The 12602-nt window shown below is 66.7% G+C and carries 9 protein-coding genes; 4 read left to right on the top strand and 5 right to left on the bottom strand.

The annotated features are described in order from the left end of the window. Positions 1-13 precede the first annotated feature (13 nt). Positions 14-895 (top strand): tRNA cyclic N6-threonylcarbamoyladenosine(37) synthase TcdA, encoded by an 882-nt coding sequence (gene tcdA / locus RCH14_RS11375; protein WP_343026227.1) that lies wholly within the window; start codon positions 14-16, stop codon positions 893-895. 47 nt (positions 896-942) lie between these two features. Continuing rightward, on the top strand, positions 943-1467 hold the full coding sequence (locus RCH14_RS11370; RefSeq protein WP_343026226.1) for an FKBP-type peptidyl-prolyl cis-trans isomerase: 525 nt from the start codon (positions 943-945) through the stop codon (positions 1465-1467). A gap of 41 nt (positions 1468-1508) precedes the next feature. Here RCH14_RS11370 and RCH14_RS11365 read toward each other — a convergent pair whose 3' ends face one another. The 4 genes from RCH14_RS11365 to RCH14_RS11350 all read right to left on the bottom strand — a co-directional run bounded on the left by RCH14_RS11365 (position 1509) and on the right by RCH14_RS11350 (position 6432). Beyond that, positions 1509-2528 carry a cation diffusion facilitator family transporter gene (locus tag RCH14_RS11365; RefSeq protein WP_343026225.1) on the bottom strand — a complete coding sequence of 340 codons (1020 nt, stop codon included), beginning with the start codon at positions 2526-2528 and terminating at the stop codon, positions 1509-1511. After that, positions 2525-2869, bottom strand: a complete 345-nt coding sequence (locus RCH14_RS11360; protein ID WP_343026224.1) for a metalloregulator ArsR/SmtB family transcription factor — start codon at positions 2867-2869, stop codon at positions 2525-2527. Before RCH14_RS11360 ends, RCH14_RS11365 begins: the two co-directional genes overlap by 4 nt. An 81-nt stretch (positions 2870-2950) precedes the next feature. Further along, positions 2951-5785, bottom strand: coding sequence for a pitrilysin family protein (locus RCH14_RS11355; protein WP_343026223.1), 2835 nt, complete (start codon positions 5783-5785; stop codon positions 2951-2953). Positions 5786-5949: 164 nt separating this feature from the next. Next, the gene (locus RCH14_RS11350) at positions 5950-6432 is read right to left on the bottom strand and encodes a CinA family protein (protein WP_343026222.1); all 483 of its coding nucleotides are present in this window, start codon (positions 6430-6432) and stop codon (positions 5950-5952) included. A 399-nt stretch (positions 6433-6831) separates the two neighbouring features. On the opposite strand from RCH14_RS11350, the gene RCH14_RS11345 reads away from it, so the two are divergent. Together RCH14_RS11345 and RCH14_RS11340 are read left to right on the top strand one after the other, a co-directional pair. Further along, positions 6832-8868, top strand: coding sequence for an ATP-binding protein (locus RCH14_RS11345; RefSeq protein WP_343026221.1), 2037 nt, complete (start codon positions 6832-6834; stop codon positions 8866-8868). Then, complete coding sequence (locus RCH14_RS11340; protein WP_343026220.1) at positions 8865-11504, top strand: EAL domain-containing protein; 2640 nt, start codon at positions 8865-8867, stop codon at positions 11502-11504. The genes RCH14_RS11345 and RCH14_RS11340 overlap by 4 nt, the downstream gene beginning before the upstream one ends. On the opposite strand, the gene thiL is transcribed toward RCH14_RS11340, so the two are convergent. Further along, positions 11486-12454, bottom strand: coding sequence for a thiamine-phosphate kinase (gene thiL, locus RCH14_RS11335; protein WP_343026430.1), 969 nt, complete (start codon positions 12452-12454; stop codon positions 11486-11488). The genes RCH14_RS11340 and thiL overlap by 19 nt on opposite strands. Between the last annotated feature and the right edge of the window lie 148 nt (positions 12455-12602).

Here is a 12602-nt window from a genome sequence, read left to right as displayed (position 1 = left end):
CTACAATATCGGGATGAATCAATTACTTGAGCAAGGGGCGGCGGCGACGCCCACGGAGGATGGCGACTTTGCGCGCCGCTTCGGCGGCATCGGGCGCCTGTATGGTGAGCCTGCGCTGGAACGTTTCCGCGCGGCGCACGTTTGCGTGATCGGCGTGGGCGGCGTCGGTTCGTGGGTGGTGGAAGCGCTGGCGCGCAGCGCCATCGGCCACCTGACCCTGATCGATCTCGACAACGTGGCCGAATCGAACATCAACCGCCAGATCCAGGCCCTGACGTCGACCATTGGCATGCCGAAGATCGAAGCGCTGCGCCAGCGCATCGCCGAGATCAATCCGTTTTGCCAGGTGACGCTGGTCGAGGACTTCATCGACCTGGAGAACATCGAAACGCTGGTGGCCAATCAGGGCTTCGACTACGTGGTCGATGCGATTGACAGCGTCAAGCCGAAAGCGGCGCTGATCGCCTGGTGCAGCGCCAACCAGATGCCGCTCGTGGTCGTGGGCGGCGCGGGCGGCCAGATCGATCCGACCAAGGTCGAGATCCGCGATCTGGCGCGCACCGAGCAGGAGCCGCTGCTGAAAAAAGTGCGCAAGCTGCTGCGCGCGCAATACGGTTTTTCGCGCGGCGAAAAGCAGAAGTACCACATCGACGCCGTGTTTTCGATGGAGCCGCTGCAGTATCCGGAGACGGGCGACGCCTGCGAGATCGATGACAGCGGCATCACGGGGCTGAACTGCGCCGGCTTCGGTTCGTGCATGGTGGTAACCGCCACCTTCGGCATGGTGACGGCCGGACAGGTGCTGCGCCGGCTGGCCGAGGCGGCCAATGCCCGGGCTGCGGCAGCTGCCACGGCCGGGCAAACTGTGCAAGCTGAGGCTGCCTTGCTATCATAGGTGCAGATGCAACCTCCCGGTTGCGACCTTTTGATGGAAGAGCACACATGATTCGTCGATCCGCAGTCATCGCCCTGCTCCTGGTTGCAGGCAGCGCCCAGGCCCAGGAAGGCGCACAGGACGCCAGCAAGCCCGCGACCCAGCCGCCGGAAGCGCAGCAGCCAGCTACTGCGCCTGCCGTTGCCCCGGTCACGCCGCCGGTTGCCGCTGAAACCCAGGCGCCGCAGGTCGAGATCGTCGATCGCGTGGTCGGCACGGGCAAGGAAGCCTCGCTGGGCAGCAATGTCGTCGTCAACTACACCGGCTGGTTCCACAAGCCGCTGGCCAAGCAGCAGCGCGGCCGCAAATTCGATTCGTCGCTCGACAACGGGCGCGATCCGCTGGAATTCCAGCTGGGCGCGGGCCGCGTGATCAAGGGCTGGGAGCAGGGCGTGGCTGGCATGAAAGTCGGCGGCAAGCGCACGTTGATCATCCCGAGCGCGCTGGCCTACGGCAAGCGTGGCGCGGGCGGCGGAATGATTCCGCCGGACTCGGATCTGATCTTCGACGTCGAACTGCTCAACGTGAAGTAATGCGGTCCTGGCGTGGCCCGGTTCCGCGCCACACCCGTCTTTCAGTGCGCAGGCCCGTGCAGCGTGCAGTGATGATGGGTCGTGCCTTCCTCGACCTGCAGCGTGCAGTGATGAATCGCGAACTGCGCGCTTAACCCGTCCACCATCGCATCGATCGCCGCGTCGCCCGGATACCCGGCGGGCATCACGACGTGCGCCGTCAGCGCCGTCTCGGTCGTGCTCAGCGCCCAGATGTGCAGGTCGTGCAGGTCGGCCACGCCGGGCTGCGCGAGCAGGAAGGCGCGTACCTTGTCGGCATCCACGCCGGGCGGCACGGCCGCCATCGACAGCTGCACCGATTCGCGCAGCAGCGACCAGGTACCCAGCACGATCACCACCACGATCACCAGGCTGACGGCCGGATCGATCCAGGTCCAGCCCGAGAACAGGATGACCAGGCCCGAGATCGCCACGCCCAGCGACAGCGCCGCATCGGCCGCCATGTGCAGGTAGGCGCCGCGGATGTTCAGGTCGCCCTTGCTGCCGGCCAGGAACAGCCAGGCCGAAAAGCCGTTGATCAGGACGCCGATGGCGGCAACGATCGACACCGTGGCCCCGGCCACCGGCGCCGGTTCGGCGAAGCGCTGCACGGCTTCCCAGGCGATGGCACCGCACGCCACCATCAACAGCAGGCCGTTGCCCATTGCCGCAAGGATTGACGAGCCGCGCAGGCCGTAGGTGTAGCGGCCGGTGGGCACGCTTTTGGTCAGCACGGCCGCGCCCCACGCCAGCACCAGGCCCAGCACGTCGGACAGGTTGTGGCCGGCGTCGGCCATCAGCGCCGTCGAATGCGCGATGAAGCCGTAGGTGAATTCGATGATGACGAAGGCCATGTTCAGGCCGATCGCCAGCGCGAAAGCGCGCCCGTTGCCTTCGGGGGACGGCATGTGGTGATGGTGATGACCGAAGCCGTGGCCATGATCGTGGTCGTCATGGCTCTCTTGCTTGTGATCGTGCTTGTGCTCGTGACCATGGTCGTGGTCGTGGTCGTGGCCGTGGTCGTGCTTGTGGTCTTGGCTCATGCGTCCATTCCGGTGGCGGGTTCGGCAATGTGCTCGAACATGGTGGAAAGCAGGCTGCTGATGTGGGCATCGGCAGCCGCGTAAAAGACTTGCTTGCCCTGACGCTCGGCCTTGACGATGCGGGCCGCGCGCAGCAGCCGCAGGTGGTGGCTGACCAGTGAACTGGACAGCGACAGCGCGCTGGCGATGTCGCCCACGGCCGTCGGCTGCGTCAGGCAAGCCAGCACGATGCGCAGACGCGTTGCATCACCCAGCAGGTGGAACAGGTCGGCCAGCTGGCCGATCGCTTCTTCGGGCGGCGGGGCGATCGGCTCGGCGGCCGGGTGGGTGCTTTCGTGCATGCCACTCTAACATGTGAATAGGTGTTCATATGTTAGAGCAAAGAACTGTGCCGGGCAAGCACGGCGTGGCGCGACACGTGTTTAGTGAGGAGGCTTGTCGCGCACCTGCCCATCGGCGTCGCGAATCTCAGGCTGCCCCAGCCCAAGCTTCTGCAACTGCGGCAGGATCTTGCGCCGTTCACCCACTGCCACCACGATCATCCGGTCCGGATCGAGCCAGCGGCGCGCGACCGCCTGCACGTCGTCGACACCGACATTGGCCAGGTGCGTGGCCAGGCTGTCGTAGTAATCCGCCGGCAAACCATAGACGAACAACTCCGTCAGACTCGCGCCGATGTCGGCGTTGGTCTCGAACTGCCCCGGCAGCGACAGCAGTTGCGCATTGCGCGCCGCGGTCAGTTCGTCGCTGGAGATCGGCTGCTCGCGCAGCAGCGCGACTTCGCGCAGGATTTCGCGCACCGCTTCGCCGGTCGCGTTCTGCTGCACGCTCGTTTCCACCGAAAACGGCGCCGGCTGGCGGTCGTAGTCGAAGTGCGAGTGGATGCCGTAGGTCAGCCCGCGCGTCTCGCGCAGGTTGTTATTGAGCCGGCTCGAGAACATCCCGCCCAGCACACCGTTCATGATTTGCAGCGCCGGGAAGTCGGGCGTGTCGCGCGCCGGGCCCATGGTCGCCACCTGCAGCGCCGTCTGGCCGGCGTCCGGCTGATCGATCACGACCAGGCGCGCAGCCGTCGGCTTGGCCGGGACGGGCAGGGCAGGCGGCGCATCAACCGCCGTCCAGTCGCCGAACTGCGCCTGCGCCAGCGCTTCGAGTTCGGCGCGCGTGATGTCGCCCGTGACCACCAGTGCCGCGTTCGACGGCACGTAATGGCGGCGCCAGAAGCCCGCGATGTCGTCGCGCGTCGTGCGCCGGATGGCCGGCTCCAAGCCAAGCTGGCCATAGCCTTTCGGATGGCCGGCGCCGAACAGCGCGCCCGCCGCCGCCAGTGCGGCCACGGTTTCCGGGTCGTCGCGCTGCTGCGTGAGCGCGCCGAGGCGGTCCTGGCGCTGGCGTTCGATCTCGGCGGCCGGGAACGCCGGGTGCTGGACGATGTCGGCGACGATGGCCAGCGCGCGCGCGAACGTGGCTTTGAGCGCCAGCAGCGACACGGTGGACACATCGTCGCTGCTGCCCGTGTCCATGAAGGCGCCCAGCTGCGCGATGTCGTCGGCAATGGCCGGCGCGCTGCGCGTGGCCGTGCCTTCTTCCAGCATCTGCGCGGTGAACCCGGCCAGGCCGGGCAGGTCGGGCGGATTGGCGGCCCCGCCGCTGCGCACCACGAGCTGGCTCGACACGAGCGGCAGCGCTTTGTTCTGGTAATGGATCACGGTCAGGCCATTGGCCAGCGTGAAGGTCTCGCCACGCGGCTGCTTGAAGCGCGGCGTCGGGCCTGCTTTCGGCGGCGTTGCGCGCCACGCTTCGGCCACGTTGACCGGGGCCACCGGCGTCGGCGCAGCCGCGGTGCGGGCGGCCTTGCCAATGCGGGGATCGTCCACCTTCGGCTTGCCCGGCACGCCCGTGACGACGGCGCGTGCCTGCTGCGGCAGCCAGGTCTGCACCGCGCGCTGGACGGCGGCGGCGTCGATGCGGCGCAGGCGCGCCAGGTCCTGGTCCAGGTAGCCCGGATCGCCCGTGTACAGATTGTAGTGATTGAGCTGCTCGGCCAGGCCATCGCCGCCCAGCTTTTCGAGCGATGCCAGCAGCGACGTTTCCAGGCTGTTGCGGGCGCGTTCGACTTCGCGCGCGGTCGGGCCTTCGGTGCGCAGCAGGGCGAGCTCGGCGTCGATCGCCGCTTCGATTTCTTGCGGCGTGTGGCCGGCGCGCGCCGTCACGTCGATGACGAAAGTGGAGGCCAGGCCCAGCGAGCCTTGCGTGGCCGACACGTCCTGCGCGATCTGGCGTTCGTAGACGAGCGACTTGTACAGGCGGCTCGACTTGCCGCCGCCGAGGATCGTCGCCGCCACCATCAGTTCGGCGTCCCCCGGTTGATACGCCGGTGGTGTGAGCCAGCCCATGAACACGCGCGGCAGTTCGACGCGGTCGCGCACGACGACGCGGCGCTCGGCCGTGATGGGGGGCGTGACCACGTGCGGGCGCACCACGCCCGGCCCACGGCGCAGGCCGCCGAAGTAGCGCGTGACCAGGTCGCGCACGGTCTGCTTGTCGATATCGCCGGCGATCACCAGGCTGGCATTGTTGGGGCCATAGTATTGGGTGAAGAAGGCGCGCACGTCTTCCAGGCGCGCGCTCTGGATGTCGGCGTGCGAACCGATGATCGAGGCCGCGTACGGGTGCCCTTGCGGGAACAGCGTGCGCGCCAGCGCTTCCTCGACGATGCCGTACGGCTCGCCCTCGACGGTCTGGCGCCGCTCGTTGCGCACCACGTCCTGCTGGTTGGTCAGCGCCTGCTGGTCGAGCACGTCGAGCAGGTAGCCCATGCGGTCGGCGTGCACCCACAGCGCCAGTTCGAGCTGGTTCGACGGCACGGTGTCGTAGTAGCTGGTGCTGTCGTACCCCGTGCCGCCATTGCTGTCGGTCGCGCCGGCGCCTTCGAGCAGGCGGTCGGCCATGCCGCGCGGGATGTGCGCGGTGGCGGCGAACATCATGTGCTCGAACAGGTGGGCAAAGCCCGTCAGACCGGGCGCCTCGTTGGCCGGGCCGACGTGGTACCACAGGTTCACGGCCACGATGGGCAGCCGCTTGTCTTCGACCAGGATCACTTGCAGGCCGTTGGGCAGCACCAGTTTGTCAAAGGCGATCGCCGGCACGGGCGCGGATGCCGATGACGACACAGGTGCGGGGGGCTGCGCCTGGGCCGGGCCGGAGGCCGGCGCAGCGGCCAGCATCAGCGGGACCATCAGGGTAGGAATATTCAAGCATTCTCCAGACAATTCATTGGCAACGACCCTGGCGTCGGCCAGGCGACGCCCCCGACCAGCCGGCAGGGTGGGCTGCAGGAGGCCGGCGATACTGGCCCCGCGCAACGCGCTATTATCGCGGATACGCAGGAAAGGCGTGGGCAGGCGTCGCCATTGCCTGGCTATTCGACGAAGCGCAGCAGCCCGCGCAGCGCATGCGCCACGGCCTGCGCCCGCACGGCCTGGCGGTCGCCCTGGAACACCAGGCGCTCGGTCTGAACGCGGTCGCCCTGCGCCCAGCCAAAGCACACGGTGCCAATCGGCTTGCCTGGTACGGCGCCGGTCGGGCCGGCAATGCCGGTGGTCGAGACGGTCACATCGGCGCTGCTGTTGGCAACCGCGCCCAAGGCCATGGCGGCGGCCACTTCTTCGCTGACAGCGCCGAACTGGGCGATGACGGCGTCGGACACGTCGAGCATGTCGTTCTTGGCCGTGTTCGAATAGGTGACGAAGCCGCGCTCGAACCAGTCGCTCGAGCCGGGAATATCGGTGAGCGCCTGGGCGATGCCGCCGCCGGTGCAGGATTCGGCCGTGGCCAGCATCAGTTTTTTGGCGCCAAGCGTCTGGCTGACCTGATTTGCAAGATCGGTAAGTGCATGCGTCACGTGCGTCTCCTTGGGCGGTCGGCGGACGGGCTTGTCCGTGTGATGCCATTCTAGCGCGCAGTGCACCGGCACGGCATCCTGGCTGTAGAGAGGTCTCCCTTCGATATTGCCATATGTAAAGACGATATACTTTCCACATCGACACATCAAGGTGAAGTCGTTGTCGAGACCTGATAGATGTTCCGTGCGACATGTGGCTTGCCCGGGCTGCTATGCTGGAAAGCAGCTGGCCTTTGTGACCAGATGGCTCTTTTTTGTTTCACATAAATTTTACAATGCCGTACGGACGCATCGCATGTGGCCAGCCAGGGTTGGCCCGATCGTGAAGACGCCAGCCCAGCCGGGCCAGCGCCCAGCGCACGTGCGTCGCCGTTTCGTAAAACGATTCGTGGAGGAAGCATGAGCCGCCAGCGCTCGATCCGCAAGAAGCTGGTAGCCATGGTGATGACGACCACACTCGTCGCACTGCTGGTCTCGATCGCCCTGGTGGTGGCCTACGACCTGCGCAGCTATCACCGGACGCTCATGGACGACCTGTCGACCAACGCCGAACTGGTCGGCCACATGACGTCCGCCGCGCTTACCTTCGACGATCCACGCCTTGCCAATGAAGACCTGCTGCTGCTGCGCGCCAGTCCGCTGGTGCGCGGCGCGGCCATCTACGATGCGCGTGGCCAGCTGTTCGCCTCGTATTCTGCCGCTGGTGAAAAGCGGCCCGTGCCCAAGCGCCTCGAAGCGATCGACCAGAGCGGCAACGGCATCATGGTGGTCAGCCAGCCGATCGTCGAAAATGGCGAGACGGTCGGCACCGTCGTGATGCGGGCCGAGAACCGCATGCTGGCGCGCTTCGTCGATTACCTCGCCATCGCTGCCGGCGTGACCCTGATCGCGATGGCGATCGCCTACCTGCTCATGCGCCGCTTCGGGCGCGTGCTCACCTCGCCGATCATCGCGATCACCGAAGTGGCGCGCGACGTGGTGGCCACGCGCGACTATTCGCGCCGCGCGCCGCGCATCGGCGACGACGAGGCGGCCGCGCTGGCCGACTCGTTCAACGCCATGCTCACCGAAATCGAAGGCCGCACGCGCGAACTCGAAGATTCGCACAACGCCACCTTGCGCACGGCCAACGAACGCTCGCACGCCCAGCAGGAGGTGATGCGCCTGAACGAGAAGCTCGAGCAGCGCGTCGATGAACGCACCCTGCAACTGGCGCTGGCCAACGCCGAACTGGCCAACGCCAACGAAGAAGCGCGCAGCGCCAACCAGGCCAAGTCGGCTTTCCTGTCGTCGATGAGCCACGAGCTGCGCACGCCGCTCAATGCGATTCTGGGCTTTGCCCAGATCCTGACCTCCAACACGCTGCCATCGACACTCGAGCAAAAGAAGGAATTTGCCAACCACATCCTCAAGTCGGGCCGTCACCTGCTCACCCTGATCAACGAGATCCTCGACCTGGCCAAGGTCGAATCGGGCACGATCACGCTGTCGATGGAGCCGGTCGCGCTGGCCGACATCCTGCTTGAGTGCCGCACGATGATGGAGCCGATCGCCGCCACGCGCAAGGTGCGGGTGCTGTTCCCGGACGTCGACGGCGCCTTGGTGATGGCCGACCGCACGCGCCTGAAGCAGGTCATGCTCAACCTGCTGTCGAACGCCGTCAAGTACAACCGCGACGAGGGCGCCGTGGTGCTCACGTGCGACCAGTCCACGCCCACGCGCATGCGCCTGTCAATCCAGGATACCGGCAACGGGCTCAATCCCGAGCAGGTCGCAGGCCTGTTCCAGCCGTTCAACCGGCTGGGCCAGGAGTCGGGCACCCAGGAAGGCACCGGCATTGGCCTGGTGGTCACCAAGCGCCTGGTGGAACTGATGGGCGGCGAGATCGGCGTGACCAGCAGTCCCGGCGTGGGCAGCGTGTTCTGGATCGAACTGGCCAGCACCGCGCCGCGCACGTCCAGCCTGGTCGAACGCGCCGCGCCCGCTGGCAGCGGGTCCACGTCGTATGCCTCCGGGTCCGACGCCGCACCGCGTTTGCTGCTGTACGTCGAGGACAATCCTGCCAACCTGCGCCTGGTCGAAGAAATCGTGGCGTTCCGGCGCGACCTGCGCCTGCTGGCGGCGCACGACGGCCACCTGGGCCTGCAACTGGCGCGGGCCCACCGCCCCGACATCATCCTGATGGATCTGAACCTGCCGGGCATGAGCGGCTTCGAGGTGCTGCGCCAGCTGGGCGCGGACCCGGAAACGGCGGACATCCCGGTGATTGCGCTGACGGCCAACGCCATGCCGCGCGATATCGAGCGCGGCATGGCGGCGGGCTTTTACCGCTACCTGACCAAGCCGATCGACATCGAAAAATTTACTGAAGCGATCAACAGCACCCTGGCGGAGAGGCCCGATCTGGCCGCGCCAGGCGAAAGGATCCACCCATGATTTCCCTGTCCGACATGAGACGAGCCCGCATTTTGGTCGTCGATGACGAACCGGTCAACGTGCAGCTGCTCGAATATCTTCTCAAGACCACCGGCTACGAAAACGTCATCTCGACGTTCGACCCGCGCCAGGTCGTCGCGCTGCACCTCAAGCACCGCTTCGACCTGATCATCCTCGACCTGCACATGCCCGGCATGGACGGCTTCGACGTGATGGAGGCATTAAAGCCGCTGGAGAGCGATTCGTGGCTGCCGGTGCTGGTGGTGACGGCCGAACCGGACAAGAAACTGGCGGCGCTCGAAGCCGGCGCGCGCGACTTCATCGGCAAACCGTTCGACACGGTCGAGGTGATGACGCGCATCCGCAACCTGCTCGAGGTGCGCCTGCTGCACCGCGAGTCCCTCGACTACGGCAGCGAACTCGAACGCCAGGTGCGCGAGCGCACCGCTGAACTGGCCCGCTTTCGCGGCGCGATGGACGCCACACCCGATGCGCTGTTCCTGATCGACACGGCCAGCATGGCGATGGTCGACGTGTCCGAAGGCGCCTGCCGCATGCTGGGCTTTTCGCGCGACGCGCTGCTGCGCATCGATCCGGTGGCGCTGGGCCTGGCCTCGCGCACGCAGCTCGAGCGCCATATGGGCGTGGCCGCGCAGGGCGGGCGGCCCGAACCCGACATCGTCGAAACCGACCTGCTGCGCGCCGGTGGCGAAGGCTCGGTGCCGGTGGAAATCAGCTGGAAGCTGCAAGACCCGGAAGGCCAACGCAACGCCCAGCGCATGCTCATTGCCGTGGCGCGCGACATCAGCGAGCGCCTGCAGGCGCAGGAGCGGCTGCGCCATGCGGCCAGCTACGACGCGCTGACCGGTCTGCCGAACCGCACGCTGTTCTTCGAAAACCTGCGCAGCACGATCGAGCTGGCGCAGGACAAGAACTGGCGCGTGGCGGTGCTGTGCATCACGCTCGACCGCTTCAAGGTGATCAACGATTCGCTCGGCACCGCGCCAGGCGACGAGCTGCTGCGCCAGTTCAGCACGCGCCTGGTGCGCTGCGTGAAGGTGCGCGATTCGGTCGGGCGCCTGGGGGGCGATGAATTTGCGCTGATCCTGACCATGCCGCGCGAGCAGCAGGACGCCGTGAACATGGCCAATGAAGTGCGCGAAGCGCTGCGGCTGCCGTTCGACCTGGATGGCCAGCAGGCCGCGCTCACGGCCAGCATCGGCATCGCGATGTACCCGGACGACACGATCGACCCGGGCACGCTCGTCAAGTACGCCGACACGGCGATGGTGCGGGCCAAGGAAGCAGGCCGTGACGGCTACCGCTTCTTCACCGCCGGCATGAACGTACAGGTGCTGGCGCGCCTGGACCTCGAACTGGCGCTGCGCGGCGCCCTTGCGGACAACCAGTTCGTGCTGCACTACCAGCCCAAGATGGAGCTCAATACCGGCCGCATTGCCGGCAGCGAAGCGCTGTTGCGCTGGAACCGGCCCGGCTATGGCCTGGTGTATCCGGCCGAATTCGTGCCGGTGATGGAAGAAACCGGCCTGGTCGTGCGCGTGGGCGACTGGATCATCGACGAAGCCTGTCGCCAGATCGCGGCCTGGAACGCGGCCGGCGTGCGCGACGTGAGGGTGGCGGTGAACGTCTCGAGCCGCCAGTTCGTCGAGGGTGACCTGGAAGAAGTGGTGCGCAGCGCGCTCGAACGCCACGGCGTCGAGGCGGGCCTGCTCGAACTGGAGCTGACCGAAAGCGCGCTGATGCAAAATGCCGAGCGCACGACGGTGGTGCTCACACGCCTGAAGGCGCTGGGGATTCGCATCGCGATCGACGACTTCGGTACCGGCTATTCGAGCCTGGCCTACCTGAAGCGCTTCCCGATCGACAAGCTCAAGATCGACATCGCGTTCGTGCGCGACATCATCACCAATCCGGACGACGCCGCGATCGCGCTGGCCATCATCAGCATGGCGCACAGCCTGCACATGCAGGTGGTGGCCGAAGGCGTCGAGACGCGCGCACAGATGGCCTACCTGCGGCGCAACCGCTGCGACGAGATCCAGGGTTTCTACTTTTCACGCGCGCTGCCGGCCGCCCAGCTGGCTACGCTGGTGGTATCGAACCGCGCCAATCCGGACGAGCCGCCGGAAGTGATCGACAATGTGCAGACGCTGCTCATCGTCGACGACGATATGAACGTGCTGGCCGCGCTGCACCGATTGTTCCGGCGCGACGGCTACCGCGTGCTGACGGCATCGTCGTCGAGCGAAGGCTTTGAATTGCTGGCGCTGTACCACGTGCACGTGATTCTGTGCGACCAGCGCATGCCGGTGATGAGCGGGACCGAGTTTCTCAGCAAGGTCAAGGAGATGTATCCGGAGACGATCCGCATCATCCTGTCGGGCGACACGGGCGTGGAGGCGGTGCTCGATTCGATCAACCGCGGCGCGATCTACCGCTTCTATACCAAGCCGTGGGACGACATGGCGCTGCGCGACAATATCCGGCTGGCGTTTCACCATTACTGGATGACGCATGGACCGTATGACGACCGCAAGGTGCCGCGTGAAGACGGCGATGCCGCGCACGGGGACGCCCCGCACCCGGGCAGCGCACATCACGCACCGCTGAAGTGATCCCAGCCTGACAGCACCAAATCGAGCGCCACGCCGTGCGCATCGACCAGGCGCAGGCCGGGTGCGGCGTCGATGGTGCCAACCCGGGTGACGGGCGTGCCGGCCTGCACCCCCGCCGCCAGCACGGCGGCGCGCGCGGCGCGCGGCGCGGTAAAGCACAACTCGTAATCGTCGCCACCGGCCGCCGTGAAACGCCGCCGCAGTGCCTGTGCCTGCTGCGCCAGCACAGGGCCGGCGGGCAGGGCATCGACGTCGAGCGTCGCACCCACACGCGACACTTGCAGGATGTGGCCAAGGTCGCCCACCAGGCCGTCCGAGATATCGAGCGCCGCATGGGCAACCGGCAGGCTGGCCAGCGCCAGGCCCAGCGCCACGCGCGGCGTTGGCAGGTGCATGCGCGCGGCCGCCTGCGCGTGCAGCAGGGCATCGAGTTCCAGCTCTTTCCAGTAGCCCGCCAATGCCAGCCGCGCGTCGCCCAGTGTGCCCGAGATCCAGATGTCGTCGCCCGCCTGCGCCGCATCGCGCCGCAGCGCGTGGCCCGGCAACAGTTCGCCGAACACGGTGATGCAGATGTTCAGCGGTCCTTTGGTCGTGTCGCCCCCGATCAGTTCGCACCCGTGCGCGTCGGCCAGGGCGAACAGGCCTTGCGAAAAACCGGCGAGCCAGTCCGGGTTGGCTTCGGGCAGCGCCAGGGACAAGGTAAATGCCACGGGGCGGGCGCCCATCGCGGCCAGGTCGGACAGGTTCACGGCCAGCGCCTTGTGGCCCAGCATGCGCGGGTCGGCGCCGGCAAAGAAGTGGCGATTCTCGACCAGCATGTCGGACGAGATGGCAAGCTGGTGGCCCGGCGTGACGGCAAGCAGCGCGCAATCGTCGCCAATGCCCAGGGGCGCGCGGCCAGGCTGGTCGCGCTTGAAGTAGCGCTTGATGAGGTCGAATTCGGAGAGCATGGCCACGATTGTACCGTGGCCCCAATGGCCGGCCAGCACTGGCGATTTTGCTGCAACCGCACATAATCATGTTGAAAATACGTAGTCGTTGCCTAGACCCTGTCTGATAGAATCGAAAGCCCCGTTTCGCACCAGGAAGGCCTCTCAG

The sequence above is a fragment of the Massilia sp. MP_M2 genome (genome assembly GCF_039123635.1).
Lineage (GTDB): Bacteria > Pseudomonadota > Gammaproteobacteria > Burkholderiales > Burkholderiaceae_D > Telluria.
The sequence above is the reverse complement of the archived record's forward strand: the minus strand, read 5'-3'. Positions and strand labels throughout refer to the sequence as shown.

What these genes read in the sequence shown, in the direction of transcription:
- tcdA (WP_343026227.1), top strand. Translation starts at nt 14, where the DNA reads ATGAATCAATTACTTGAGCAAGGGGCGGCGGCGACGCCCACGGAGGAT.
- RCH14_RS11370 (WP_343026226.1), top strand. Translation starts at nt 943, where the DNA reads ATGATTCGTCGATCCGCAGTCATCGCCCTGCTCCTGGTTGCAGGCAGC.
- RCH14_RS11365 (WP_343026225.1), bottom strand. Translation starts at nt 2,528, where the DNA reads ATGAGCCAAGACCACAAGCACGACCACGGCCACGACCACGACCACGAC.
- RCH14_RS11360 (WP_343026224.1), bottom strand. Translation starts at nt 2,869, where the DNA reads ATGCACGAAAGCACCCACCCGGCCGCCGAGCCGATCGCCCCGCCGCCC.
- RCH14_RS11345 (WP_343026221.1), top strand. Translation starts at nt 6,832, where the DNA reads ATGAGCCGCCAGCGCTCGATCCGCAAGAAGCTGGTAGCCATGGTGATG.
- RCH14_RS11340 (WP_343026220.1), top strand. Translation starts at nt 8,865, where the DNA reads ATGATTTCCCTGTCCGACATGAGACGAGCCCGCATTTTGGTCGTCGAT.
- thiL (WP_343026430.1), bottom strand. Translation starts at nt 12,454, where the DNA reads ATGCTCTCCGAATTCGACCTCATCAAGCGCTACTTCAAGCGCGACCAG.